Source organism: Flavobacterium plurextorum (genome assembly GCF_002217395.1).
GTDB classification, from domain to species: domain Bacteria; phylum Bacteroidota; class Bacteroidia; order Flavobacteriales; family Flavobacteriaceae; genus Flavobacterium; species Flavobacterium plurextorum.
Map to the genome: position 1 here is coordinate 23672 of NZ_MUHD01000013.1, position 25015 is coordinate 48686.

A 25015-nucleotide genomic window follows, 5' to 3' on the forward strand; every position below is an offset into this window, starting at 1 on the left:
AGCTATGAAAAAATACGAAAATACAGGAAGTAAAGATACTCGTTCTGGTTTTGGAGCGGGAATGACTGAACTAGGTCAGAAAAACGAAAACGTTGTGGCATTATGTGCCGATTTAATTGGATCATTAAAATTTGATGATTTCAAGAAAAATCACCCTGAGCGTTTTTTCCAAATTGGAATCGCTGAAGCTAACATGATCGGAATTGCTGCTGGTTTAACAATTGGAGGTAAAATTCCATTTACAGGAACTTTCGCTAACTTCTCTACAGGAAGAGTTTACGATCAAATCCGTCAATCTGTTGCTTATTCTGATAAAAATGTAAAAATCTGTGCATCTCATGCTGGTTTAACATTAGGAGAAGACGGTGCAACTCACCAAATTTTAGAAGACATCGGATTAATGAAAATGCTGCCAGGAATGACTGTAATTAACACTTGTGATTACAACCAAACTAAAGCCGCTACTATTGCATTAGCAGATCACCACGGACCAGCTTATTTACGTTTTGGACGTCCAGTTGTAGCTAACTTTACTCCTGCTGACGAACCATTCGTAATTGGAAAAGCAATTTTATTAAACGAAGGAACTGATGTAACAATCGTTGCAACAGGTCACTTAGTTTGGGAAGCACTTATCGCTGCTGAAGCTTTAGAAGCAAAAGGAATTTCTGCTGAAGTAATCAACATCCACACGATCAAACCTCTTGACGAAGAAGCTATTCTTAAATCGGTTGCTAAAACGAAATGTATAGTTACTGCTGAAGAGCACAACTATCTTGGAGGTCTTGGAGAAAGCATTTCAGGAGTATTAGCTTTAAACAATCCTACTCCACAAGAATTTGTAGCGGTACAGGATAGTTTTGGTGAATCTGGAACTCCAGAGCAGCTAATGGAAAAATACAAACTAAACAATCAAGCAATTGTTGAAGCTGTAGAAAGAGTTATCAAAAGAAAATAATTTTCAATTTTCTTAAACATAAAAAAAGCCTCGAAATTTACATTTCGAGGCTTTTTTATATGTACTTATTACAGATTTAATTCTTTTAACATTGTAGTTTATCTAAAAAAAAAATCAGTCTTGAATTCACTCTATAATCATCTTCAATAGATTTTCTTGAATTATTATATGACTGAAAAGTAATTCTTAATTCCCTTGAACATAAAAAAAACCTCGAAATTCACATTTCGAGGTTTTTCATATATTTCAATAAATCTAATTCTTTTGATATGGATAAGTTTTATCCAAATAAATTCTTAATCTTGGATTTGCCTTATAATCGTCTTCAATAAATTTTCTAGGATTATTAATTGATTCCGGTTTCGAAGGATCTGTAAGCGCTCCTGTTGGCCTTCTAGGCACACCATAAAGCTCCGTTTCATCTACATTTGGTGTAGCAGGATCATCTCCAATCGGATTCCAAGGATAATACTTACTTATACCTGTATTAGGAGCATCTGCTGGTTTCGTAACCTCAAATCTAGTACTAAAACCATCTCCATCATCATCAAGATCTAAGAAATCAGAAATTCCATCACCATCTGTATCGTCAGCAAAATTAGCTGGAGGATTAGGATATCTTACTTTATCTCTAACATCATAAAGATATCCATCACCATTAAGATCTTCTAAATAATCTGGAACACCATCACCTACAGTAACTGTTGTACCATTTGATAAAGTTGTGTACTCATGATCCAACCTCTGAAGATCATATAATTTAAAACTAAAAACTAAAGGAGCATATGCTGGTATTTTTCCTGAAGCAGGAGGATTGGCATAATACGCAAGTCCTGAAGGCAAAAACATAACTCCTGCACCATAATTTTCATACGTAACAACACCTTGATCAGACGTTTTTGAAGTACCCGTTTTAAACTGAGGAAAAATTTCACCCCAGCCATCGATAGGAGCTCCTAAGGCTTGATACAAGTACAACTCAAAATCTCTTGCAAGCCCATACGAATCATCAAAAACAGTTCCATTTAACAAACTACCTCTATAAGCGGTAAAAATTTTATCGGTATTACATGGTGCTTGACCTGTCCCTTTTCTTAAACTTAAATAATAAACAGTGTAATTAACATCACGATTATAAACAGGTCTAGTTTGCAAAGGATACTCTTTTTGATCCCAAATAGACACTTGCGTCCCTCCTGCTGGAATTTTTTTAATTGTAATATCCAAATCAGGTGTTACATTATCAATATAATTAGTCTTTAAATATTTAATAATAGAATCATTATCTGCTTTATACTGTTCAGCATAATCTCTTACTGGCACCACCACTACATCCTCATCATCGTCCTTTTTAGAACAGGAAACCAAAGAAATACCTGCAAGCAATAAAATAAAATAATATTTAAATTTGTTCATTATTGTCATTTTTTTAGGTGCGCAAGATACAATATTGATTTATTTTTGTAAAGAATTTAACTTTGATTTTAGAAAAATTATGCGAATAGATAAATACCTGTGGTGCGTTCGGTATTACAAGACCAGAAATATGGTTACCGAGGCCTGCAAAAAGAACCATATTACTGTAAATGGGCAGGTTGCAAAGCCTTCTAAAGAAGTTTTTCCTACTGACCGAATTACCTTTAGAAAGGATCAAATCACTCAAATTATAACTGTACTTGATATTCCTGAAAATCGTGTTGGAGCAAAACTAGTCGATATATATCGTAAAAACGAAACTCCTCCCGAAGCTTACGCTCATCTTGAACTGTTAAAACTTTCGAAAGAGCATTACCGAAAAAGTGGTACAGGAAGGCCAACCAAAAAAGACAGAAGAGACATTGACGAATACGGAAATGACATTATTGATGAAGATGAGGAAAATTAAATTCTCATTTTTTGGAATTTCAAATTCCAAAATTTACTTCCTATAAAACCATACTATATAAACTCAAAACCTCAACCATGTAATTTAAAACTTCCTTTCACAAAATTGGAATTTGGATTTTTTATATTGGACTTTAAATTAATTATATTAGCAAAAAAAAATAAATCATGAGCAAAAACATCATTTTAACCAATCAGGAAATCGAACATAAAATAAAACGTATCGCATATCAAATTTACGAGACATTTGTTGACGAAAATGAAGTTGTTATCGCCGGTATCGCATCTAACGGATCTATTTTTGCTCAAAAAATTGCTTCAGCTCTAAGTGAGATTTCAACACTAAAAGTTTCTCTATGCGAAGTTAAAATCAATAAACAAAATCCGCAGTTACCTATTCACACTTCTTTATCAAAAGAAGAATATGAAAATAAAGGATTAGTATTAGTTGACGACGTTTTAAATTCAGGCACAACTTTAATCTACGCTGTTCGCCATTTCTTAGACGTTCCATTAAAAAAATTCAAAACAGCCGTCTTAGTTGATCGAAATCACAAGAAGTATCCTGTAAAGGCAGATTTTAAAGGAATATCACTATCTACTTCTTTATTGGAGCACGTTCAGGTTGTTTTTGACGAGAACAACGGCGATTCAGCCTTTTTAAGCTAGAATCTTCAAAATATCCTCAACAGTTTCTTCGACAGTTTTATCATCAACCACAACCTTAAATTGCGCGTGGTTGTAGTAAAAACTTCTATCGAACAAATGTTTTGCGATAAACTCTTTCATTTCCTCCTCATTCATATCAGCGATCAAAGGGCGTTTACTCTTATTATGTACTAATCTATTATATAAAGTATCTATAGACGCCTTTAAATAAATTGAAACAAGATCCTGATTTTGCAATAATAAATGATTATTAGCATAACATGGAGTTCCTCCACCCAAACCTATAATATAATTTTCTGGCGATTGCAGCAATTCTAAGAACATTTCATGCTCTAATTTTCGAAAATAAATTTCTCCATGCTGCTCAAAAATCTCTTTTATAGACAAATTTGCCTTTTTTTCGATGCAAACATCTAAATCTAAAAACGGAATTTCTGTAAGTTTTGATAAGTTTTGGGCAATTGTTGACTTTCCGCAACCCATATATCCTAATAATACAATCTTTTTCATTTTAATAATAACCTATAAATTAAGGCGTTGTAAATTTTGATTAAAAAAAGACAAATTTATAATAAAAATGCTTGCAAATAATAAAATAAACTCCTTATATTTGCACCCGCATTCAAGGAAAGAATATGACTCGATAGCTCAGTTGGTAGAGCACATCACTTTTAATGATGGGGTCCTGGGTTCGAGCCCCAGTCGGGTCACAAACTTTGTGATTTAGCAAAACACTTTCCTTGATAGCAATGACTCGATAGCTCAGTTGGTAGAGCACATCACTTTTAATGATGGGGTCCTGGGTTCGAGCCCCAGTCGGGTCACAAAAAAGGTCGAGTATTAATTTACTCGACCTTTTTTCATTTTAGGCCATGTGGAGAAACGGTAGACTCGCCATCTTGAGGGGGTGGTGCTCGCAAGGGCGTGAGGGTTCAAATCCCTCCATGGTCACAAGAAAATTAAAAAGCCTATAAAATCAATATTTTACAGGCTTTTTTTATGGTTTCTCCTAAATCATCCATAGATTTGCTTTATCAAAAGAATATTGTATTTTTTGAATTTATTACTTCAAATCATTTATTTTTAACTTAGATGCTATGTTATGAAATATCTACGAGTATTTACTATATTCAAAATTTAAAAAAGACTTTAAGACAGCTTCTTTTTTAGTCAACACCCGCTTTCGTTACATGACTTTATTTTACTTTAATTACAACTTTACCCTTAGTACGACCAGATTCAACATAAGACATTGCATCGTTCGTTTGTTCAAAAGAAAACACCTTATCAATAACCGGTTCTATAGCTCCAGATTCGATTAACTGGGTAATTTGCTTTAACTGACTTCCTTCGGCTCTCATAAACAAGAATTTAAACATTGTATTTGTATTCTTTGCTTTTTTCTTAACACTGGAACTTAATAACTTTGTTACTAATTTTAAATACCACGGCAAACCAATTTCTTCTGCAAACTCAGGAGTAGGCGGTCCAACCAGAGAGATTAATTGTCCCCCGGATTTTAATACAGCGAATGATTTTTCAAGAATTTTCGGATCACGATTGCTATGTAACACCAAATCGTAATCTTTCAATTTTGTTTCAAAATCTTCTTTTTTGTAGTCAATCACTAAATCAGCACCTAGCCTTTTTACTAAATCTATATTAGTTGTACTCGTTGTTGTTGCCACAAAAGCTCCCAAATACTTCGCTAATTGAATTGCAAAAGTGCCTACACCTCCAGAGCCAGCTTGAATGAAAACTTTTTGCCCTTTTTTAATATTACCAATTTCAACAAGAGCCTGCCAGGAAGTTAATCCAACTAATGGAATTGAAGCAGCTTCCTCCATTGTCAAATTTTTTGGTTTAATTGCTAAATCACTTTCATGTACAGAAATATATTCAGCAAAAGTACCTATTCTATAATCATCGACTCTTGAATAAACTTCATCTCCAATCTTAAAATTCTTCACACCCGAACCAACTTCGACCACAGTTCCCGCCATATCATGCCCGTTTATGAGCGGAGTTTTATAAGGCAAAAAGATTTTAAATTCTCCTCGTTTTATCATAGAATCTAAAAGATTGACACCTGCTGCGTGAATTTGCACTAAAACTTCACTTTCTTTTGCAATTGGCTTCGATACTTCGATAAGTTGCAGTTTTTCTTTTTTACTGTATTTTTTTATAATAAATGCTTTCATTTGTTTTGGCTCTAGTTAGAAAAATTATTTAAAATTTTGCCTTATTTATATTCTTTATGATAGCTTTTTCAAAAGTTTTATATGCGAAAAGCTGCAACCCAACTAATATTGATGCTCCTTTTCCAACGGGATGATTAAACTTCGGATCTTTATTGCTAACCAATTTTAGTATAGCATTTATAACAGGAGTCGGCTCAGGTGCTTTATCGAATAAATCTTTAGTATATGCTTCAAGTTTGCTTCGGTATGCGTTGTAATCAATTATTTTATTTGAAGCAATTCTAGAGTTTGTAACTATATTAGTTTTGAAACCCATTGGCTCTACTAAAGATACCTTTATATTAAATTCATTAAGTTCAAAACGTAAAGATTTAAAATAACCTTCAAGAGCATGCTTGGAAGCACTATAGTAAGCACCACCAGGAAGACTGATTAATCCCATGATAGAACCAACTGTGATTATTTTGCCAAAGCGTTGTTTTCTAAATTGAGGTAACAGCTCATTTGTAAGTTTTACAGTTCCCCAAAAATTTGTTTCCAATTGTTTCCTTCCTTGCTCAATAGTTGTTTCTTCAGCAAGTCCTGACAAATAAAAACCAGCATTGTTTATCAATACATCTAATTGACTAATATGATTGAATAATTCCTTGCCAAAAGAGTAAATTGATTTATCGTCATCAATATCTAGTTTTAGCAGTTTAAATGGAACTTTTGATTGAAATTTTTCTGGATTTCTGCTTGTACCAATTACTAAATTACCACTTTCATGGAGTTTATTAGCCAACAGAAGCCCAAAACCTGATGATGCGCCTGTTATCAAAATTGTTTGCTTCATTTTATCTGTATTAAAAACTTATTTGTAAATTTGCTTGCGTTTTGCAAGTGCAAATATATTAATTACTTGCAAAATACAAGTGGTTTTTAAAATTATTTTTATGAAAGAAGTAAAAAAAAGGTCAGAATGCCCTATTAGCTGCACTTTAGACGTGTTTGGAGATAAGTGGTCGTTTCTTATTATTAGGGATTTAATGTTTGCAAAAGAGTGTACTTATGGAGATTTTTTAAAATCTGCTGAAGGAATTGCTACAAATATATTGGCCAGCAGATTGCTTATGCTGGAGGAGAATAAGGTAATTGAAAAATTAGAGCATCCAAAAAGTAAAGCAAAAGTATTATACAAACTGACAAGAAAAGGAATTGATCTGCTGCCCGTACTAATTGAAATGCATTTGTGGTTTGAAAAACATTTCCCTATTTCAGAAGAAAAAAAAGCAATGCTTGAAATAATAAAAAAAGATAAGACTGAGTTTATAGAGAATCTTACTAAAAACCTTGAAAGTTGATAGTAGATTAAACAATTTATTATACTCATCTCGAATAAGCGCTTAAGTGGAAATGAATTTTATAATTAACCCGTTGGACGTAATTAGTTTTTAAAGTTAAATTTTCGTCAGTTTGAGTGATTTAAAAAAAAATATATCGAGAAGTAAAAAATTTAGCACTAAAAACTGGTTCTCAATCTATTTTTTATCCCATTTCATTAGACAAAAAAACTTAAACAGACGGTTTTAATAATAACTCCCAACGACTTATAATTACATTAATATTGTACTCAAAAGATTCAAATCTTCTAACAAGAGGATTGAATTCTGTATCGTGAAGATCACTTAAAAAAGTAAAAGCTTGAAAATCTAGATTCTCAAGCTTTTTTCGTTTGATGCAAAATACAGGATGTATATGAACTAAATCAAGGTTTTTCATTTTTAGAGCGATCCGTTTTTTATTTTCATATTCAAACTAAATTTGATATTTTTTATATTAGCCCTATCTATACAATATAATAAGCGTATGCAGCAAACTTTAAAAAACACAACTCTTAATGACGAGGATATTAAGTTCCTAAAAAGACAACTTAAAAAAGGGTATTTAACATGGATCATTTTCTCCTTATTCTCGATTGTGTTTCCAGGTGTTTGTATTTATATGATTATTACAAATGAAGAAATTAGCGACAAAGCAACTCCCATTTTAGCTGTTATAATTATTTTTGGCTTCTGGATCTACATAACCATTAAAGCAATAATCGACACTACAAAAGAGCAGCAGAATTTGTTACTACAGAAAAAAGTAGAAGGAAATATTATAGTTTTAGAAAAAGAAATTATCACTACAAAAGGACATGAAGCAAACGATACAGATTCTTACGAAATAACAATCTATTCTGAAATTGAAGAAAAACACAAAAATATCTCAGTAAAGAAAAAATACTACGAAAAAATCCAAATTGGAGATGTGCTCTGGATTGAGTATTATCTAGATTCCAATTACATAAAAACATTAATTTTTAAGCAACAGGATATTAAATCTAAATATTTTACAAACTAAAAAGTATCGAGATGTAAACAAAACAACAATGTTTAGCAACTTTGATTCGGGGTCATCATTAATTCTCTATTCACAAATAAAAACACCTTTTTACAAAGAAAAGGAGACGGCATCACTATTATTGCACACACTAACACAGGAAAGCATACTTAAAAAAAAACAAAGAATTCAGATCGAAAACCTACGAAGAATTCGAATTCTGTACCGTAGTATCTCAGGCAAAGCAAGATACGTTAAAATTGAATTTAGTTTTTTTTTTATAAAAACCACTACTTTAATTTTTTATTAAATTTACTTGAAAAAGATATTGTGAGATCAAAAATATCTTTCTATATTTGCACCCGCGTTCAGGGAATGCAATGACTCGATAGCTCAGTTGGTAGAGCACATCACTTTTAATGATGGGGTCCTGGGTTCGAGCCCCAGTCGGGTCACAAAAAGGTCGAGTATTAATTTACTCGACCTTTTTTCATTTTAGGCCATGTGGAGAAACGGTAGACTCGCCATCTTGAGGGGGTGGTGCTCGTAAGGGCGTGAGGGTTCAAATCCCTCCATGGTCACTAAAAAAAGGAAAAGTATATTTTATGTTTTTCCTTTTTTTATGCTTTGTATTTTTCCTAATTAGTCTTTTCCATACGTACTAAGAATAATTATAATTCGTTTTACAACTTAATGAAAGCATACTTTTCTTTTTTATTTCTTTTAGCATTCCCGTATTTCTGCGTAGCACAGATTGACACCACCTATATTAAACCATTTGACAACAAACTTTCTGTGAGAACTTATTTATCCATGAAGTTTATATCAATGGAACAAGAAATAGACGGTGAGATTAAAAAATTCATACCTAACACTCCTATGAGTTTAGGCGCAGGAGTTTCTATAAACAACACAATAATCAATCTGAGTTATGGCTACGGATTAAATTTTATGAAAGATGACAAAAAAGGAAGAACAAAAGCACTAGACTTTCAAATTCACAATTACGGAAGAAAATTCATAATAGACCTTTTTGTTCAAAAATATCATGGCTTTTACACTTCAGACAACTCAGATAAAAACATACAACTATATCCAGATTTAAAAATCCAGCAATATGGTGCTTTTGGACAATATGTTTTTAATAACAAAAAATTCTCTTATAAAGCCGCTTTTAATCAAAATGAAAAACAATTAAAATCTGCAGGAAGCTTTTTAGTGGGTGGAGGAGTTTACTTTTCAAAAATAAACTCCGACAGTTCCTTTGTACACAAATCAAAAAACTCACTGCGTAATTTTCAATTTGGATTCAGCGGCGGTTATGCCTATACTTGGGCAATCAATAAAAGATGGTTCGCCAGCGGCTCAGCAACAACGGGAGTTAATTTTGGCACCGAAAGAATAAATGATTTTGGCAAACAAAAAATAGAAATCTACCCTACATTTTTCCCACGAATATCCGTTGGTTACAACAAAGAGAAATGGTCGCTTGGCTTATCATACGTCAATAATTTTATATTTTCTTCTTTCTCAGACAATAGCAACAGTAACATTGGCTTATCTTCAGGAAATTTCCAAATTGGATACATCTGGAGATTAGATTCGAATCCTTTCTTCAGTAAGAAAAAATCAGAATAAAGTAGTCCTTTTTTACTTCGTTAGAAGATATTTTGCAACAGCATCATAAGCAGGCAGAGAATACGGGTCGTTTGCTGTATTTCCCGCTACAGGATTTGATGCAAAACGCACAATAACCATATCAGCTTTTGGATCAACGTAAATTACCTGTCCATGCACGCCGCGAGCACAAAATGCGCCGTGATCATTATTAGTTATCCACCACATGTTTCTATAACTCCAACCTTTCAAGAGTGAATATCCGGCTTTTTCAAATGCTTTTTTATCACCGCCTTTTCTAATATCATCAATAGCAGCTTTAGGAATAATCTGGTCCTGCCCTACTTTACCATCATTTAAAATCAACTGCCCAAAGCGAGCCATATCTCGCAAACCAAGATTAAAACCACCACCCGCAAAAGGCGTTCCTATTGCATCTACCGAAAAATATCCGTCTTGCTCAGCTCCTATTTTCCTCCATATCCTTTCAGACAAAACTTCAGGTACAGATTTACCCGTAACCCTGGCTATAATCCAACCCAAAACATCTGAATTAACCGTTTTATACCCAAAAGCATCTCCGTGAATACCTTTCTTCTTTACTGTTGGCAAATATTCATAATAAGTTCTCGGTCCGTCATAATCTTTAGGCTTTGGGAGTGGATTCCCTGCCGCAGAGAATTTCCAAATTTCTGCATTAGGATCTGCGTAATCTTCACTAAACTGCAGCGCCGTTGTCATATCCATAACCTGCCTTACAGTTGCATCTCCAAAAGCAGAATTTTTAAGCTCTGGAACGTAATAAGAAACCGTTTTCTCAGTATCTATCAAACCCTCTTTAGCCAATATAATTCCAAGAGTTCCCGTAAACGATTTGGTAACCGACATTGCCGCATGCTGTCCGTCAATCGTTAAAGCACCAAAATACTTTTCATATACAATTTTTCCATGATGCATAACAATCACTCCATCCGCATAAACCTTTTCAAGCGACTCTTCCCACGTCATCGACTTAGTTTCTCCAAGAGGAACAAACTTTACTTTATCAATATCTCTGTTAAAATTTGTTAGTATAGGAATTGAAGCTCCTAATCCGCGAGAAACATTTACAGTCGGCATAAACTGACGCATGTGCGCAACACTCCATCGAAGAGCCGGAAACTGAAAAAAACTCCCATCATCAAATCGAGGAATACGATCAGCGGGCGGCGGCGAACCAATCATCCATCCCATTCTTGCAGGATCACTTTGCAGCGCATCTAAATATTTCGTCTTTTCCTGAGCTTTAGAAATAGTTACACCTAAAAACATCAAGACAAAAAACAATAACCGAGAACAAAAATGAAGTGATTTCATATTATTTAATTTATAGAAATGAACACTAAAAGACTAAATATGGGGAGATAACAAATTCTTAGTAATAATAATTATAAGAATTTACGCTAAGTTAAGAACTTAATTTCAAACACCTTACTATGTACGTTATAATACTTCTGCTAAAAAAGAAAAATAATAGTTATTTCACAGAAAGAACTTCTCTTACAAAACAAAACTTTCTTAAATTCGTTTCAAAATAATTAACCACTAATCCCAAATTAGTTTATGAAAAACCTGCTAGTATTATTCTTTATTATGATTACCTGCTCATTATCGGCACAATCGGCAACCAGTTATTTTGACAAAGCCATGAAAAAAGCCGAAGCCGGCAACACAAAAGGCGCAATCGCTGACTACACTAAAGCAATCAGCCTGAATTCGAAATTTGCTGAAGCATACCAAAACCGAGGCGTAGCAAAACTCAAACTTAATGACCTAAAAGGAGCCTTGGCCGATTTTACCCAAACAATTGAACTTGACAGCATGAACGCCGATGCTTTTACCGGCAGAGCAAACGTAAACTACAAGTTAATGAACTTTAAGGGCACAATTGAAGACTGCACCTCATCTCTTGGTTTAAACCCAAAAGATTATATCGCGTACAACCTGCGAGGTTTGGCCTATAATAAAATTGACGACAAAAAAAATGCCTGTAAAGATTTTTCAAAAGCCATAGAACTTGGAAGTCAAAGTGCTGTAAAAAATAAAGCCACATTTTGTAAATAAAAAACAAGCTTTGAAAAGCAAAAAAAGCAATCTGTAAATATTTTTTTACAGATTGCTTTTTTGTTTAGACAAAAACAGACGTAAAGCACTAATAATCTATGATTTTCACTCTCCACTAAGAGATTCTCTAAGATTTTCTTCTATTTTTGTTTATCTAATTGTAAAAAATGGTAAACAACATAAAAACTGTTTTCAGTATTAAAGATCTAGAGAATTTATCTGGAATAAAAGCGCATACGATTCGTATTTGGGAAAAGAGATATAATATTCTAGAACCAATGCGTACAGACACTAATATAAGATTTTACAATCTGCAGAATCTGCAAAAACTATTAAACATAACCTTACTGCATGAGTATGGTTATAAAATTTCTAAAATTGCAACTTATCCTGAAGAAAGGATACCAGAATTAGTACGCGAAATTATATCGAAGAAAAATTCTCAAAACTTTGCCATAACCTCTTTTAAAATGGCAATGATGAATTTTGACCAAGAATTATTCTTCAATACTTTCGATTGGCTTATTGCCGAAAAAACGTTTAAAGAAGTTTTCAAAGAACATTTTCTTCCTTTGTTGAAAGAACTAGGATTATTGTGGCAGTCAGAAACCATCACGCCGGCAAATGAACATTTTATGAGTCATTTGATCAAGCAAAAAATACTGATTTACACAGAAAGTCTTCAAATTCAAAAACCAACTAGAACAGATAGAATCTTTGTGCTGTCACTGCCTTTAAATGAAGTGCACAGTATAGGATTACTCTATCTTCAATATGAAATTTTATTAAAAGGATACAAAACCATATATCTTGGAGAAAGTATGCCTATTGAAAACCTGCAGGATTTAACGAAGCATTTTGAAAATATCACTTTTGTCTCAATGATGACTATTCAGCCAGACCGCAGCGTTATCAATCAATATGTAAAATCGATGGGGCAAAAACTATTGCTGAAAAACAACGAAATATGGCTGATAGGCAATATGATTGAATATATTGATAGAAAAGTTTTACCCGAAAGAATTCAAATTTTTGATTCGATGCAAGAAACAATTGAAAGAATTTAATTTTATTGTTTAACTTTTCTGTACATTTGTTAAACAAATGAAGAAAACAATAACAATCATAGGATCAGGATTTTCTTCCTTGGCTGCTTCATGTTACTTGGCTCAGCAGGGAAATCAAGTTACTGTATACGAAAAAAACCACTCTATTGGCGGGCGGGCACGACAGTTTAAAAAAGATGGTTTTACTTTCGATATGGGACCAAGCTGGTATTGGATGCCAGATGTTTTTGAACGTTTTTTTCAGGATTTTGATAAAAAACCATCGGATTATTATGAGCTCATAAAACTAAATCCTGCTTATCGGGTTTATTTTGGAGTTAATGATTTTATAAGCATTTGCGATAATCTAGAAGAAATAAAAAACGCCTTCGAAAATATTGAAAAAGGCAGTGCTAAAAAACTAGAAAACTTTATTAACCAAGCCAAAAGCAATTATGACATTGCCATAAAAGATTTGGTTTACCGTCCGGGAGTTTCTCCGCTTGAACTAATTACTGCCAAAACAGCTTTAAAACTTAATCAGTTCTTTGGTTCTATAAGTATTGACATTCGTAAAGAATTTCAAAACGAGAGACTAATTCAGATTTTAGAATTTCCCGTTTTATTTCTTGGAGCAAAACCAACTAAAACGCCTTCTTTCTATAATTTTATGAATTATGCTGATTTTGGTCTTGGAACTTGGCATCCAAAAACGGGAATGTTTGATGTAGTTCAAAGTCTCGAAAGTCTTGCTCTAGAACTTGGCGTAGTAATTAAAACAAACACTGTTGTTGAGAAAATAATTGTTGAAAACAAAACTGCAACAGGAATTGTTATCAACGGAGATTTTATAAAATCTGACGTTGTATTGAGCGGTGCCGATTATCAGCATACTGAAACTTTGCTCGAAAAACACCATCGTGTTTATTCTAACACGTATTGGGAAAACCGAATTTTCGCCCCTTCTTCGCTCCTGTTTTTTGTTGGTTTTAATAAAAAAATAGAAAACATCTCACATCATGCTTTATTTTTTGATGTTGATTTCGATAAACATGCAATTGCTATTTACGATAATCCAAAATGGCCTGAAGCACCTTTATTCTATGCCAATTTCCCTTCTAAAACAGATCGAACAGCGGCTCCAGACGGAATGGAAAGCGGTTTTTTCTTAATTCCGCTTGCACCCGGAATTGAAGATAGTGAAGCATTAAGAGAAGAATATTTCGAAAAAATAATCAGTCGTTTTGAAAACCTTACACAGCAAGAAATCAGAAATAACATTATATTTAAAAGATCATTCTGTAAAAATGATTTTATTGCAGATTATAATGCATTCAAAGGAAATGCTTACGGAATGGCCAATACATTATTACAAACGGCTTTCCTGCGTCCAAAATTGAAAAGCAAAAAAATCAAAAATTTATATTTCACAGGACAATTAACAGTTCCTGGTCCAGGAGTTCCGCCTGCTTTAATATCAGGAAAACTAGCAGCTGAATTAATTCAAAAATCTTTTAGATCGTAAAAAAATGAAATCACTATTCGACGACGTTTCTTTCAAGTGCAGTAAACTGGTTACTAAAAACTACAGCTCTTCTTTTTCGATAGCTGTAAAAATGCTCTCGCCAAGTATTCGTGATGCGATATACAGCATTTATGGCTTTGTTCGTTTTGCCGATGAAATTGTCGATTCTTTTCATGATTATGAAAAAGAAAGTCTTATTGACGATTTTGAAAAAGAATACTATAAAGCTGTAAATCTCGGAATAAGCCTTAACCCAATTCTAAACTCTTTTCAACATACCGTAAAAGAATATAATATTACCGATGATTTAATTCAGGCATTCTTAAAAAGCATGAAGCAAGATCTCACAAAATCAAATTACAATACACAAAATGAATATGCCGATTATATTTATGGTTCTGCCGATGTTGTCGGCTTAATGTGTCTAAAGGTTTTTACAAAAGGAAATAATACAAAATACGAACAGCTTAAAAATGAAGCAATGCGATTAGGATCAGCTTTTCAGAAGGTAAATTTCCTTAGAGATTTAAAAGATGATAATTTGATTTTAAACAGAACTTATTTTCCCGGCATCAATTTGAATAATTTTACTGAAGCTGCAAAAACGCAAATTATCAACGAAATAGAAGACGATTTTAATATTGCTTATCAAGGAATTGTAAAATTGCCAATTGAAGCAAAATTTGGGGTTTACACTGCTTATGTTTATTACAAAAAACTGCTTACTAAATTAAAAAACACACCTTATCACGAAATTGGAAACTCAAGGATTCGTGTTTCTAATTATACAAAAGCAGGACTTTTGGCGCAGTCATTTGTAACATATAAACTGAAACTAGTATAATTTCGTTCCGTTTGTCATTTCGACCGAAAGGAGAAATTGACAAGAACAAGTAAATGATAAATTCAAACAATTATTAGAACAAATTCAAAACACAAAAAATGGTTTCCTTTTTAATCTTTTTAGGCGTTTTTTTATTCATGGAATGCGTAACATGGCTTACTCACAAATATGTAATGCACGGTTTCATGTGGTATTTTCATGCAGATCATCATCAGCCCAAATACGAGCATCCTTTTGAGCGCAATGACATTTTCTTTGTTCTATTTGCAATACCAAGTATTCTATTATTTTATTTTGGTGTTCAGGGCGGTTTCAATTATTTGTTTTTCATTGCCTGCGGTGTAACACTTTACGGAGCTTGTTATTTTTTAATTCACGATGTTCTAATACATCAGCGTTTCAAATGGTTTAAAAATACCAAAAACAAATACCTCATCGGATTACGAAAGGCTCATAAAATACACCATAAACACTTAAATAAAGAAAAAGGAGAATGCTTCGGAATGTTGTTTGTTCCGTTTAAATATTACAAAATGTAAAATCCTTTTAAAGCGTCAAAAAAATAGATTCTCAAAACAATGACAAAACAAAAAGTTTCTTTTTTCTGGTTCAGACGTGATTTACGTCTGGAAGACAATACAGGTTTGTTTCATGCTTTACAATCAAACTTTCCTGTTGTTCCATTATTTATTTTTGATGATGATATATTGGAAAATCTTCCTGCAAATGATGCCAGAGTAAGCTTTATTTATGATTCACTTCAAAAAATAAATTCAGAATTAAATACTTTAGGTTCTTCACTATTGATCAAAAAAGGTAAAACGATCGAAGTTTGGAAATCACTTTTAGAAGAATTTGATATTCAAAACCTTTTCTTTAATAAAGATTATGAGCCGTTTGCGATCAAACGTGACATTGCCATTTGCTCTTTATTGAAAGAAAACAATATAGAGTGTTTTTCATATAAAGATCACGTAATTTTTGAAGAGAAAGAAATCACAAAATCTGACGGGCTTCCATATACCATTTACACACCTTATAAAAATAAATGGCTAGAAAAATACCATTTTTCAGGAGCTGCGATTGAATATGATTCCGGTTCATTTCGATCTAATTTTGTAAAAAGTCAATTTACATTTCCAGAATTATCTGAAATTGGTTTTGACCGAAGTCCTATAAAAGTACTTCCGCATAACTTAACTCAAATTGCCAATTACAAAGAAACTAGAGATTTTCCTGCTCTAGACAGCACTTCTTACCTTTCGCCGCATTTACGATTTGGTACGGTAAGTATTCGTAAATTAGTGAATTGGGCAAATAGAAAGAATCAAACTTTCTTAAGCGAATTAATCTGGCGAGAATTTTTTATTCAAATTCTGTTTAGCTTTCCCAATTGTGTAAACAACAATTTCAAATCAGCTTACGACGGAATTCAATGGCGCAATAACGAAGACGATTTTAAGCGCTGGTGTTCTGGAACAACTGGTTACCCAATGGTCGATGCAGGAATGCGGCAACTAAACGAAACAGGATATATGCACAATCGTGTTCGAATGGTTGTTGCGAGTTTTTTATGTAAACATTTGTTGATCAACTGGCAGTGGGGAGAAGCTTATTTTGCCGAAAAACTTTTAGATTTCGAATTAGCTTCAAACGTAGGAAACTGGCAATGGGCAGCAGGAACCGGTTGTGATGCCGCGCCTTATTTTAGAGTATTCAATCCTGAAATTCAGCAAAAGAAATTTGATACAAAAGGAGAATACATCCGCAAGTGGATTCCAGAATTTGATTTTGGTTATAATGAACCAATGATCGATCATGCATTTGCAAGAGATCGAGCGATTGCAACTTATAAAGCTGGAATTTTAAAATAGTTTGTCTTGATTTCAGGTTTCAGGTTACGTAACCGGAAACCTGAAACAAAACTTAATACTTCAAATAATTTTCAACAACAATCTTTGCTTTCAAATCAAACATTAAATTATACAAACCAAAGAAAGTACGGTTCATATAAATAAAGTGTTTAGAACCTCTGTTCCCGTTCATTTTTTTGAGACTTGTATCATTTGAGAAACGCTCTCCTAATTTTGCAATGCTGTCAAAAAACGTTTCATCAGAAAAATCGAAAGTTTCATTTTGAAAAGGTCTTGTAAAAAGCGACAGCAAATCATGAAACATCTCAGTAAAATATTCAATTTCGACTGGCGTATCGTCTTTGCGAAGAATTTCTAACTCGAACAATTTTTCATTAAACAAAGCTTTATCTGTAATTACATTTTTATTAATCAATTCAAAATACGGCGTATAAAAATCATCAGGAATTTGTTTCATACAACCAAAATCTAATGCAATTAACTGATTTTGATCATCAACCAAAAAGTTTCCAGGATGTGGATCTGCGTGTACTTTTCTTAAAACATGAATTTGGTACATATAAAAATCCCAAAGCGCCTGTCCTAGTTCATCACCTACTTTCTGATCTTTATTTTTCGCGGTAAATTCTGAAAGATGAATTCCCGTCATCCAATCCATCGTGATAATTTTCTCTGACGAGAACTCTGGATAGTAATTAGGAAAAATAATATTTTCGATTTTACTGCAGGCTTTTACAACTTCTTGACTTTGCTTTAATTCTAATAAATAGTTGGTTTCTTCGATCAGTTTATCTTCAACTTCTTTAAAATATTTATCTGAATCTTTTCCCTGCAGATTAAACATTCTAATAGCAATAGGTTTAACCAAAGCCAAATCTGAAGAAATACTATTGGCTACTCCTGGATATTGAATTTTAACGGCCAGCTTTTTACCATTCTTTTTTGCCAAATGCACTTGACCAATACTTGCTGCATTTACAGAATTTGCATTGAATTCATCAAAAATCTCGTAAGGTGTTTTGCCAAAATTACTTTTGAATGTTTTTAAAACTAATGGTGCTGAAAGCGGCGGAACTGAAAATTGCGATAATGAAAATTTCTCTACGTAAGCTTGAGGCAAAAAATTCTTGTCCATGCTTAACATTTGAGCCACTTTGAGCGCACTGCCTTTTAAGCTTTTTAGTCCGTCATAAATATCTTCGGCATTATTCTCATTCAGTTTGTCTCGAGTTAAATCAGGATTAACCATTTTCTCGGCATAATGCTTAACATAGTTTACACCAATTTTTGCTCCCGTTTGAACCAATTTTCCGGCTCTTTCTATTTTCGAGGTTGGAATATAATCGATCGTTTTCATTGTTTGCTGTATATTTTTTCTTTGAATAGAAATTTTCCAAAATCGATCAAATGATTCATTGGCGCAACATTCATCAATTCAAATGATGCATTAACTGATTTTTCGATAAAAATATCTGTTTTCTCAAAAGCAGCAGATTCATCTTCCATCCAGAATTTTATGGTGAGCATTAATTGCAGCCAAGCAGATTCTTGAATAGCTTTTTCTTGAAATTTTTGCAGTTTTTCTTGTTCAAGTCTATAATCATCAGTTAAAATTTCGGAAACATAATTTCTAAAATTATCTCTAAGCAAAGTAAGCTGTACTAAATTTTTGAGCGGGTTTTTATCCATTTTAAGCACTTGCAGCACATAACTTCTATTTGCGGTTAAAATTTCGAAAAAGGTAAAATAGAAACTCAACATTTTATTTTTCATGTCATATTCAAGGTAGTCTCCATTTTTATGCAGTAAGTCGACTGTATTCTCAAAAAACAGTCGGAATATTTCCTTTTCTAAACCTTCTAACGTTCCAAAAAAAGAATAAAATTCAGCTTCGGTAAAATCATTTTCTTTAGTAAAATGATAAACTGATTTTGGTTTTGTTCCTTTTTCTAAAACTTCATTCATGTATTTTGAAACGATATCCTCTTTTGTGATAGTCTTTTTTTTAGTCGCCATTTCATTAAATTTAGAATTTGCCTTAAAGGTAAGCATTGTTTAAGTACCTTTACATGTCCCTAAACAGAATGCGCTGTTAAATATATTATAAACTATCATGGTTGAAAATGTTCTAATAACAGGTGGAAGCGGATTCATTGGCAGGCATTTGACAAATGCTCTAATTGAAGCTGGCTTTACTGTGTCTGTTTTAAGCCGTACCGACAAAGAAAACACTCCTGAAATCACTTACTATAAATGGAATTTAAACAGCAATTATATTGATGAAAATGCTGTTTTAAATGCGGACTACATTATTCATCTTGCCGGCGAAGGAATTGTTGAAAAAAGATGGACACGACGAAGAAAAAGAAAACTTCTGGAAAGCAGGGTTAAACCAATTGATTTGATATTTTCTATTTTAGAAAAAAACGATAAAAAACTAAATGCTTTCGTTTCTGCTTCGGCAATTGGAATTTATGGCGCTGTTACAAGTCATAAAATTTGCACTGAAACAACTGAGCCTGCAAATGACTTTTTAGGTACTATTTGTCAGAAATGGGAAAATGCATCAAACAAACTGGAGGCTTTAGGTATTAGAACCGTAAAAATTAGAACTGGAATTGTATTAGGTAAAGATGAAGGTTTTTTAAAAAAACTCGGACCTACATTTAAATCTGGCTTTGGTGCCGTTATAGGAACAGGAAAACAATATTTACCATGGATTCATATTGACGATTTATGTGAGATTTACTTAAAAGCTCTGCTAGACGAACATATGCATGGCCCGTACAATGCTGCTGTTACTGATAATACTACAAACTTGAGATTCTCTAAAATATTAGCTGCATTATACGGATATGCAATATGGCTTCCTAAAATTCCATCTTTTATTCTTAAAATAAGTTTAGGAAAAATGAGCGAAGCTATTTTAAAAGGGCAAAGGGTGTCATCTGAAAAAATACAAAAAACTGGATTTGAATTTCAATTTACTGATTTAGAAAAAGCACTTATCAGCACTACAAATTAAACATTACTTCATTATTCCGCTTAAATCTGTCTGAACCGTTTTTGAAATTTTATTGGCCACAACATAAGGAATTTCAATATTAAAGTCAGAAATAGATATTGGAAAAGTGGAAACAATCTGAATACCTTCCGGAACTTTTTTCAACAAAGCTTTTACCGTAATCATTTTCGATTTTCCATGAATATATAATTTCCCCTTGACATCGTATTCTCTTGATGTTTCATCAATTTCGGTGATGTCAAATTTTTGTATTTTGCCTTTAAAATAAGCTTTAGGATAACGATGACTTTCGATATAATTGTCGTTAAAATGTTCTTCCATTAAATCCATTTTAAAACGAAAATCTTTTATTATTACAGTACAAATTAAAGTACTTGTTTGAGGTTCAAGAACAATAGTTCCGAGCTTATTTACCGCTTTTACCTCTTCGAAGAATGGAACTGAAGCTTCAAAATTTATAATCGCCGAAGTGGTTTTAAATTTTTCCTGAGCTGTAATCGAAAATGCGGTAAAAAGTAAAAATAATAATGTAGTTCTTTTCATAATCGTCAGCAATTAAACAATTATGTCATTTCATTTTTTAAAATAAAGAAAAACAAACTTACGGTAAGTTAAAAAAATGAATGGCAGTACTCCGTGAAAAAATCGCAACTAACTTTCTATTTTAAAGTTACGAAATTTTCCGTCGTATGGTTCTGGAACTAATGCTAAATATTTGTGAATATTTTTTTCTTCTAAAATGTACATTACACAAGAAAAACTGCTTACGAACAGTTTTTCATTACATTTCGACTGGCGTACAAATTTCAAGTAGAAAACCATCTAAATCTCGTACATAAGCTACAACTTGTCCCCATGGTTTTTCCTTTGGACTTGTTTCTAAAACGGCTCCAAAAGAAATTGCTTTCTGTACCAATTCAGCAACATTATCTGTAATAAAACCAAGTTCAAAAGCAAAAGGTTTATTATTTAAATCGCTCTCGATAAAACCTTCTTTTAAATTTTGAACTGCCATTTTTTTTGAAGCAAATGAAATTGTAGTTTCTCCCGTAAACAATTCTCCGTAATCATTCTCTGGGCTTACAAATTTTCTCGAAAAGCCAAACGCGTTTTCATAAAACGAGATTGCTTTTTCTACATTTTCTACATATAAAATTGTATAACCAAACTTTACCATTTTCTCTTATTTTAATATTATTTAAATCCGTTAGACATAATTACTTCGTCTCTTTCGTTCTCATACTAAACATTTTTTTTAAACACATAGAAACATAGATTTTATACTTAAAAAAGAATACAAAAAGAAACACCTTTCTTTCACATAAGTATTCTCTGTGTTTTTTAATTATGTGAAACGCCTTTTTGAGAAGTCCGAGTTTATCACTATAACTATCGGGACTATATGTTTAAATCAATTTCTCAAGGCAGATTAACTAATTTCTAAAAGTACATTATACTTTTCTAAACTGGCCAAATCTTCGATAGAACTTACCGTAGTAACTTTTTCATGTTCTTCAATCTCTTTCTTCACTTCGATATGTTTAATCGCTTTTCTAAAACGTCGAACTTCCTCTAAATTAGACAAAATAAGTCCTGGAACCTGAACACTTTTTCCGTCTTTATCTTTGGCTACCATTGTAAAATACGAAGAATTGCAATGTTTTATAACCCCAGTTTGAATATGTTCTGCTTCAACACGAATGCCAACAACCATTGAACTTCGTCCAACATAATTTACTGAAGCTTTCATTGTAACAAGTTCACCAACCTCAATTGGTTTTAAAAAATTTACAGTATCAACAGAAGCAGTTACACAATAATTACCGCAGAACTTTGATGCGGCCGCAAAAGCAATTTGATCTAGTAATTGCAAAATATATCCTCCATGAATTTTACCGCTGAAATTGGTATGTGATGGAAGCATTAATTCTGAAATACTAATTTTTGATGAAGAAACGGGTTTAAAATCTGCAGTCATATTTTATGTTTGTCTTAGTTATTGGTTAGTTTTAATTTAATAACTCACTTTCATCCGTATTTGAAGCTCTCGCTACAATATTGTCTGGAAGTGATTTTTTCGCTTTAGCGCCCATTTTTTTAAGTCTTTCAACACTCGAAATCAAATTTCCTTTGCCGTCAACTAGTTTATTCATGGCACTTTCATACTCGGTTTTTGTATCTTTAATTTTATTTCCAATTCGGACTAAATCAGTTACAAAACCTTCAAATTTATCATACAATGCTCCTGCTTGTCTCGCAATTTCAAACGCATTTTCCTGTTGTTTTTGATTTGTCCACATGCTGTCAATAGTACGCAGTGTCGCTAAAAGTGTCGTTGGAGTAACAATTACAATGTTTTTGTCAAAAGCTTTATTGTATAATGTTGAATCTTCATTTAAGGCAATCGCAAAAGCAGGTTCTATCGGAATAAAAAGCAATACAAAATCGGGACTTTCGATTTGATACAGTTCATGATAATTTTTATTTCCAAGCTGTTCAACGTGTCTTTTAATAGAATTTAAATGTTCTTTTAAATATTCATTTTTAAGAATATCTGATTCTTCATTTGTATATTTTTCATAAGCTGATAAAGACACTTTAGAATCGACAATCATTTTTTTACCATCTGGCAGATTTATTACAACATCAGGAAAAACACGATTCCCCTCACTGGTTACAAAACTTTGCTGTACTTCATACTCACGGCCTTTTTCTAAACCTGATTTTTCCAACACACGTTCTAAAACCAATTCGCCCCAATTTCCCTGCATTTTACTATCACCTTTCAAAGCTTTAGTAAGATTTAGAGTTTCTTTGCTCATTTGAGCGTTCATTTCGCTTAAACCAATAATCTGCTGGCGAAGTGCGGCATGATAATCAATACTTTCTTTATGGGTTTGTTCTACCTTTTTCTCAAAGCCTTGAATTTTATCTTGCAGCGGCAGCAAAATATTTTTCATATTCACATTATTCTGTTCTGTGAATTTAACCGATTTTTCTTCGAGAATCTTGTTTGCTAAGTTCTCAAACTCCTTTGCAAATTTATCCTGAAGCTCAGTTATTTCATTTTTTTGCTCTTTATGACGTTCCCATAAATTTTCAAAATCAACTTCTTTTTTAGAAAGTTGAATTGCAAGGCTGTCTTTTTCGGTTCGGATACTTTCCTTTTCCTGATTACTTAATTGAAGTTGTTTTTGAAAAGTAAGTTTTTCATTTTCCTGCTGTTCCTTTTGTACTTGCAGCTGGTTTGTATTTGCATTCAGTCTTTCTTCTAAACCAACTTTTTCTGACTGAAATTTAGCCGAAGACAGTACTTTACCTAAGTATATACCTAGAAATAAAGCAATAACAAAAGCCAATAAATACGGAAGAAAATCAAACATGTCTAAGTTTTTTTTAAGTAAAAGTACGCAATAATACGTAGTACTGTGGTTATTAAATTAAAATTTCACGAATTAGTATTTATTCCCAAATTAAAAAACAATTTGAAACTAATATCTATCTAGTAGATAAAAAAAAATAAAAAAAAGACGCAACCATTTTTAAACACAATCATCTATGAGAATATAACCTATTTAAATTTTATCATGAAAAAAATAATGCTGAGCTTATTTGTAGCTTTTGGACTGAGTGCTTGCTCATTAGGAAATGAAGATCTAACTGTTGATTGCGGACCTATTGGCGAACTTCCTTTTACAGGATTCCCTCTTTTATGTACATACAGTGTAAAAAATTTACCTAATAATCCTACTGCTCTTGCTTTTAACTCTCAAGAAAAACTAGAAACTTACTTCACTAAGCACGAAAACACATGTCCAGCTGCTACTAATCTTGATATTGATTTTACAAAAAACTTTTTGATAGGAATTTTTGCTGGAGCAAAACCTACGAGCGGTTACGACATAAAAATAACTACGATTGTAGAAAACAACTGTCAGATTATTATTAATTTTTATGAGAAAAGTCCTTTGGCTGGTGAAACTCTTACACAGACTCCAACTTATCCATCAGACTTTATATTGATTCCAAAAACATCAAAAACAATTTTATTTAACAGAACAAACGAAAGCTCTGACAATGTTATTATTGGAGATTATGGTATTACAAGTTCTAACTCTTTCTTTCAAATAAACGATTTTAATATTTTGAAATTCTTAGATGTTAAAGCTGAAAAATATGATTTTGAGCAGTACAAATACTCTGCAAAAACTAAAAAAGATGAATATACTTTATTCTTAAAGAATGTTCCTGCAGAAATCCTGGCATTAAAAGGGGGAACAAAAACATACGGAACTCCAGATCCAGCTGATAAAGGCGGAATCTATTTTCAGTTAACTCAAGGAGCTGCTACTACAACAGTTTATATTGATAACAATGATACTCCAGATCAAAACACTGAAATAATATTGTTTAAAAAAGCTGTTCGCCAAAAGATCATCAGTTTGAACTAATTTCACTCCTATGAAAAAACATTTTCTATTTTTAGCTGTATTGTGCATTTTCTCTTCGGCCTATTCTTTAGAATCAACGGTAGCAAACACAAGTTCTATAGTAAATGCCTGGATTTGGGAAAAGTCAATTGGAGGAGCAGATAATCCTTATACAGCGACACCTAAAACAATTGGGTTTGCAAAAAAAGTAGTTTTCACTTCAAATGGCAGAGTGATAACGTATAAGAACAATGTAGAGATTAGAAACAGCACCTATCAAATAGAAAAAGGTATTGGCTATTTTGATTCGGCTGAACATGATCTTATTACTTTTGAAGGCAAGACATATATCATAGAAAAGCTTGACAATCAAAACCTAACCATTGTAAGCAATAACAAAGATGCTTCCCGATCTATCTTTAAAAGATAGTTTTATAAGCTTTTAAAAACTATTTTTGCAAAACCAAACAATACC

The 25015-nt window shown here is 32.6% G+C and carries 26 protein-coding genes and 5 tRNA genes; 20 read left to right on the forward strand and 11 right to left on the reverse strand.

Translation table 11 applies throughout. The features are described from left to right. Window positions 1–4: 4 nt before the first annotated feature. Window positions 5–958: a transketolase family protein gene (locus B0A81_RS06435; protein WP_089054235.1), complete on the forward strand. Its 954-nt coding sequence runs from the start codon at window positions 5–7 to the stop codon at window positions 956–958. A gap of 255 nt (window positions 959–1213) precedes the next feature. Here the strand turns inward: B0A81_RS06435 and B0A81_RS06440 are convergent, their stop codons facing one another. After that, window positions 1214–2374 (reverse strand): FKBP-type peptidyl-prolyl cis-trans isomerase, encoded by a 1161-nt coding sequence (locus tag B0A81_RS06440; protein WP_089057259.1) that lies wholly within the window; start codon window positions 2372–2374, stop codon window positions 1214–1216. 79 nt (window positions 2375–2453) lie between these two features. On the opposite strand from B0A81_RS06440, the gene B0A81_RS06445 reads away from it, so the two are divergent. Further along, window positions 2454–2843, forward strand: coding sequence for an RNA-binding S4 domain-containing protein (locus B0A81_RS06445; protein WP_089057296.1), 390 nt, complete (start codon window positions 2454–2456; stop codon window positions 2841–2843). Between the two features lie 167 nt (window positions 2844–3010). Further along, window positions 3011–3511 (forward strand): phosphoribosyltransferase family protein, encoded by a 501-nt coding sequence (locus tag B0A81_RS06450; RefSeq protein ID WP_089057260.1) that lies wholly within the window; start codon window positions 3011–3013, stop codon window positions 3509–3511. On the opposite strand, the gene B0A81_RS06455 is transcribed toward B0A81_RS06450, so the two are convergent. Next, entirely contained in the window at window positions 3503–4021 is a 519-nt protein-coding gene (locus tag B0A81_RS06455; RefSeq protein ID WP_089057261.1) for a shikimate kinase, read from the reverse strand. The two genes, B0A81_RS06450 and B0A81_RS06455, sit on opposite strands and share 9 nt — an antisense overlap. 127 nt (window positions 4022–4148) lie before the next feature. Here B0A81_RS06455 and B0A81_RS06460 point away from each other — a divergent pair. From B0A81_RS06460 to B0A81_RS06470, 3 genes are all read left to right on the forward strand, one after another. Continuing rightward, a tRNA-Lys gene (locus tag B0A81_RS06460) sits at window positions 4149–4221 on the forward strand. 41 nt (window positions 4222–4262) lie between these two features. Beyond that, window positions 4263–4335 (forward strand) — tRNA-Lys (locus B0A81_RS06465). 44 nt (window positions 4336–4379) lie between these two features. Next, a tRNA-Leu gene (locus B0A81_RS06470) sits at window positions 4380–4462 on the forward strand. A gap of 245 nt (window positions 4463–4707) precedes the next feature. Here the strand turns inward: B0A81_RS06470 and B0A81_RS06475 are convergent. Both B0A81_RS06475 and B0A81_RS06480 read right to left on the reverse strand, forming a co-directional pair. Further along, the gene (locus tag B0A81_RS06475) at window positions 4708–5712 is read right to left on the reverse strand and encodes an NADP-dependent oxidoreductase (RefSeq protein ID WP_089057262.1); all 1005 of its coding nucleotides are present in this window, start codon (window positions 5710–5712) and stop codon (window positions 4708–4710) included. 28 nt (window positions 5713–5740) lie between these two features. Next, entirely contained in the window at window positions 5741–6547 is an 807-nt protein-coding gene (locus B0A81_RS06480; protein WP_089057263.1) for an SDR family NAD(P)-dependent oxidoreductase, read from the reverse strand. Between the two features lie 100 nt (window positions 6548–6647). On the opposite strand from B0A81_RS06480, the gene B0A81_RS06485 reads away from it, so the two are divergent. The 5 genes from B0A81_RS06485 (at window position 6648) to B0A81_RS06510 (ending at window position 9714) form a co-directional block, all read left to right on the forward strand. Beyond that, window positions 6648–7055 carry a winged helix-turn-helix transcriptional regulator gene (locus B0A81_RS06485; RefSeq protein WP_089057264.1) on the forward strand — a complete coding sequence of 136 codons (408 nt, stop codon included), beginning with the start codon at window positions 6648–6650 and terminating at the stop codon, window positions 7053–7055. Window positions 7056–7560: 505 nt separating this feature from the next. Beyond that, window positions 7561–8097, forward strand: coding sequence for a hypothetical protein (locus B0A81_RS06495; protein ID WP_089057266.1), 537 nt, complete (start codon window positions 7561–7563; stop codon window positions 8095–8097). 361 nt (window positions 8098–8458) lie between these two features. Continuing rightward, a tRNA-Lys gene (locus B0A81_RS06500) sits at window positions 8459–8531 on the forward strand. A 43-nt stretch (window positions 8532–8574) separates the two neighbouring features. Continuing rightward, window positions 8575–8657 (forward strand) — tRNA-Leu (locus tag B0A81_RS06505). Window positions 8658–8769: 112 nt separating this feature from the next. Then, window positions 8770–9714 (forward strand): DUF4421 family protein, encoded by a 945-nt coding sequence (locus tag B0A81_RS06510; RefSeq protein ID WP_089057267.1) that lies wholly within the window; start codon window positions 8770–8772, stop codon window positions 9712–9714. 12 nt (window positions 9715–9726) lie between these two features. Here the strand turns inward: B0A81_RS06510 and B0A81_RS06515 are convergent, their stop codons facing one another. Beyond that, window positions 9727–11049: a serine hydrolase domain-containing protein gene (locus B0A81_RS06515; RefSeq protein WP_089057268.1), complete on the reverse strand. Its 1323-nt coding sequence runs from the start codon at window positions 11047–11049 to the stop codon at window positions 9727–9729. A 246-nt stretch (window positions 11050–11295) separates the two neighbouring features. Here B0A81_RS06515 and B0A81_RS06520 point away from each other — a divergent pair, with 246 nt between their 5' ends. The 6 genes from B0A81_RS06520 (at window position 11296) to B0A81_RS06545 (ending at window position 17085) form a co-directional block, all read left to right on the forward strand. Further along, the gene (locus B0A81_RS06520; protein ID WP_244281314.1) at window positions 11296–11796 is read left to right on the forward strand and encodes a tetratricopeptide repeat protein; all 501 of its coding nucleotides are present in this window, start codon (window positions 11296–11298) and stop codon (window positions 11794–11796) included. Window positions 11797–11963: 167 nt separating this feature from the next. After that, window positions 11964–12863 carry a MerR family transcriptional regulator gene (locus tag B0A81_RS06525; RefSeq protein ID WP_089057270.1) on the forward strand — a complete coding sequence of 300 codons (900 nt, stop codon included), beginning with the start codon at window positions 11964–11966 and terminating at the stop codon, window positions 12861–12863. 37 nt (window positions 12864–12900) lie between these two features. Then, on the forward strand, window positions 12901–14367 hold the full coding sequence (locus B0A81_RS06530; RefSeq protein WP_089057271.1) for a phytoene desaturase family protein: 1467 nt from the start codon (window positions 12901–12903) through the stop codon (window positions 14365–14367). A gap of 4 nt (window positions 14368–14371) precedes the next feature. After that, window positions 14372–15211 (forward strand): phytoene/squalene synthase family protein, encoded by an 840-nt coding sequence (locus B0A81_RS06535; RefSeq protein WP_089057272.1) that lies wholly within the window; start codon window positions 14372–14374, stop codon window positions 15209–15211. Window positions 15212–15309: 98 nt separating this feature from the next. After that, the gene (locus B0A81_RS06540; RefSeq protein WP_089057273.1) at window positions 15310–15750 is read left to right on the forward strand and encodes a sterol desaturase family protein; all 441 of its coding nucleotides are present in this window, start codon (window positions 15310–15312) and stop codon (window positions 15748–15750) included. A gap of 39 nt (window positions 15751–15789) precedes the next feature. Then, window positions 15790–17085 carry a cryptochrome/photolyase family protein gene (locus tag B0A81_RS06545; protein WP_089057274.1) on the forward strand — a complete coding sequence of 432 codons (1296 nt, stop codon included), beginning with the start codon at window positions 15790–15792 and terminating at the stop codon, window positions 17083–17085. A gap of 52 nt (window positions 17086–17137) precedes the next feature. On the opposite strand, the gene B0A81_RS06550 is transcribed toward B0A81_RS06545, so the two are convergent. After that, on the reverse strand, window positions 17138–18442 hold the full coding sequence (locus B0A81_RS06550; RefSeq protein WP_089057275.1) for an ABC1 kinase family protein: 1305 nt from the start codon (window positions 18440–18442) through the stop codon (window positions 17138–17140). Next, complete coding sequence (locus tag B0A81_RS06555) at window positions 18439–19101, reverse strand: TetR family transcriptional regulator C-terminal domain-containing protein (protein WP_089057297.1); 663 nt, start codon at window positions 19099–19101, stop codon at window positions 18439–18441. The genes B0A81_RS06550 and B0A81_RS06555 overlap by 4 nt, the downstream gene beginning before the upstream one ends. A 97-nt stretch (window positions 19102–19198) precedes the next feature. On the opposite strand from B0A81_RS06555, the gene B0A81_RS06560 reads away from it, so the two are divergent. Further along, window positions 19199–20110, forward strand: a complete 912-nt coding sequence (locus B0A81_RS06560) for a TIGR01777 family oxidoreductase (RefSeq protein ID WP_089057276.1) — start codon at window positions 19199–19201, stop codon at window positions 20108–20110. Between the two features lie 3 nt (window positions 20111–20113). Here B0A81_RS06560 and B0A81_RS06565 read toward each other — a convergent pair whose 3' ends face one another. The 4 genes from B0A81_RS06565 to rmuC form a co-directional block, all read right to left on the reverse strand. Further along, entirely contained in the window at window positions 20114–20653 is a 540-nt protein-coding gene (locus tag B0A81_RS06565) for a YceI family protein (protein ID WP_089057277.1), read from the reverse strand. A gap of 238 nt (window positions 20654–20891) precedes the next feature. Further along, window positions 20892–21287, reverse strand: a complete 396-nt coding sequence (locus B0A81_RS06570) for a VOC family protein (protein ID WP_089057278.1) — start codon at window positions 21285–21287, stop codon at window positions 20892–20894. A 252-nt stretch (window positions 21288–21539) separates the two neighbouring features. Further along, window positions 21540–22088 (reverse strand): acyl-CoA thioesterase, encoded by a 549-nt coding sequence (locus B0A81_RS06575; RefSeq protein ID WP_089057279.1) that lies wholly within the window; start codon window positions 22086–22088, stop codon window positions 21540–21542. 31 nt (window positions 22089–22119) lie between these two features. Continuing rightward, window positions 22120–23493, reverse strand: a complete 1374-nt coding sequence (gene rmuC, locus B0A81_RS06580) for a DNA recombination protein RmuC (RefSeq protein ID WP_089057280.1) — start codon at window positions 23491–23493, stop codon at window positions 22120–22122. A gap of 204 nt (window positions 23494–23697) precedes the next feature. Here rmuC and B0A81_RS06585 point away from each other — a divergent pair, with 204 nt between their 5' ends. Together B0A81_RS06585 and B0A81_RS06590 are read left to right on the forward strand one after the other, a co-directional pair. Continuing rightward, window positions 23698–24561: a protease complex subunit PrcB family protein gene (locus B0A81_RS06585; protein ID WP_089057281.1), complete on the forward strand. Its 864-nt coding sequence runs from the start codon at window positions 23698–23700 to the stop codon at window positions 24559–24561. Between the two features lie 10 nt (window positions 24562–24571). Then, entirely contained in the window at window positions 24572–24970 is a 399-nt protein-coding gene (locus tag B0A81_RS06590) for a hypothetical protein (RefSeq protein ID WP_089057282.1), read from the forward strand. The last annotated feature ends 45 nt before the right edge of the window (window positions 24971–25015 follow it).

Coding starts and splice junctions, on each gene's coding strand:
- B0A81_RS06435 (WP_089054235.1), top strand. CDS start 5: ATGAAAAAATACGAAAATACAGGAAGTAAAGATACTCGTTCTGGTTTT.
- B0A81_RS06440 (WP_089057259.1), bottom strand. CDS start 2,374: ATGAACAAATTTAAATATTATTTTATTTTATTGCTTGCAGGTATTTCT.
- B0A81_RS06445 (WP_089057296.1), top strand. CDS start 2,454: ATGCGAATAGATAAATACCTGTGGTGCGTTCGGTATTACAAGACCAGA.
- B0A81_RS06450 (WP_089057260.1), top strand. CDS start 3,011: ATGAGCAAAAACATCATTTTAACCAATCAGGAAATCGAACATAAAATA.
- B0A81_RS06455 (WP_089057261.1), bottom strand. CDS start 4,021: ATGAAAAAGATTGTATTATTAGGATATATGGGTTGCGGAAAGTCAACA.
- B0A81_RS06475 (WP_089057262.1), bottom strand. CDS start 5,712: ATGAAAGCATTTATTATAAAAAAATACAGTAAAAAAGAAAAACTGCAA.
- B0A81_RS06480 (WP_089057263.1), bottom strand. CDS start 6,547: ATGAAGCAAACAATTTTGATAACAGGCGCATCATCAGGTTTTGGGCTT.
- B0A81_RS06485 (WP_089057264.1), top strand. CDS start 6,648: ATGAAAGAAGTAAAAAAAAGGTCAGAATGCCCTATTAGCTGCACTTTA.
- B0A81_RS06495 (WP_089057266.1), top strand. CDS start 7,561: ATGCAGCAAACTTTAAAAAACACAACTCTTAATGACGAGGATATTAAG.
- B0A81_RS06510 (WP_089057267.1), top strand. CDS start 8,770: ATGAAAGCATACTTTTCTTTTTTATTTCTTTTAGCATTCCCGTATTTC.
- B0A81_RS06515 (WP_089057268.1), bottom strand. CDS start 11,049: ATGAAATCACTTCATTTTTGTTCTCGGTTATTGTTTTTTGTCTTGATG.
- B0A81_RS06520 (WP_244281314.1), top strand. CDS start 11,296: ATGAAAAACCTGCTAGTATTATTCTTTATTATGATTACCTGCTCATTA.
- B0A81_RS06525 (WP_089057270.1), top strand. CDS start 11,964: ATGGTAAACAACATAAAAACTGTTTTCAGTATTAAAGATCTAGAGAAT.
- B0A81_RS06530 (WP_089057271.1), top strand. CDS start 12,901: ATGAAGAAAACAATAACAATCATAGGATCAGGATTTTCTTCCTTGGCT.
- B0A81_RS06535 (WP_089057272.1), top strand. CDS start 14,372: ATGAAATCACTATTCGACGACGTTTCTTTCAAGTGCAGTAAACTGGTT.
- B0A81_RS06540 (WP_089057273.1), top strand. CDS start 15,310: ATGGTTTCCTTTTTAATCTTTTTAGGCGTTTTTTTATTCATGGAATGC.
- B0A81_RS06545 (WP_089057274.1), top strand. CDS start 15,790: ATGACAAAACAAAAAGTTTCTTTTTTCTGGTTCAGACGTGATTTACGT.
- B0A81_RS06550 (WP_089057275.1), bottom strand. CDS start 18,442: ATGAAAACGATCGATTATATTCCAACCTCGAAAATAGAAAGAGCCGGA.
- B0A81_RS06555 (WP_089057297.1), bottom strand. CDS start 19,101: ATGGCGACTAAAAAAAAGACTATCACAAAAGAGGATATCGTTTCAAAA.
- B0A81_RS06560 (WP_089057276.1), top strand. CDS start 19,199: ATGGTTGAAAATGTTCTAATAACAGGTGGAAGCGGATTCATTGGCAGG.
- B0A81_RS06565 (WP_089057277.1), bottom strand. CDS start 20,653: ATGAAAAGAACTACATTATTATTTTTACTTTTTACCGCATTTTCGATT.
- B0A81_RS06570 (WP_089057278.1), bottom strand. CDS start 21,287: ATGGTAAAGTTTGGTTATACAATTTTATATGTAGAAAATGTAGAAAAA.
- B0A81_RS06575 (WP_089057279.1), bottom strand. CDS start 22,088: ATGACTGCAGATTTTAAACCCGTTTCTTCATCAAAAATTAGTATTTCA.
- rmuC (WP_089057280.1), bottom strand. CDS start 23,493: ATGTTTGATTTTCTTCCGTATTTATTGGCTTTTGTTATTGCTTTATTT.
- B0A81_RS06585 (WP_089057281.1), top strand. CDS start 23,698: ATGAAAAAAATAATGCTGAGCTTATTTGTAGCTTTTGGACTGAGTGCT.
- B0A81_RS06590 (WP_089057282.1), top strand. CDS start 24,572: ATGAAAAAACATTTTCTATTTTTAGCTGTATTGTGCATTTTCTCTTCG.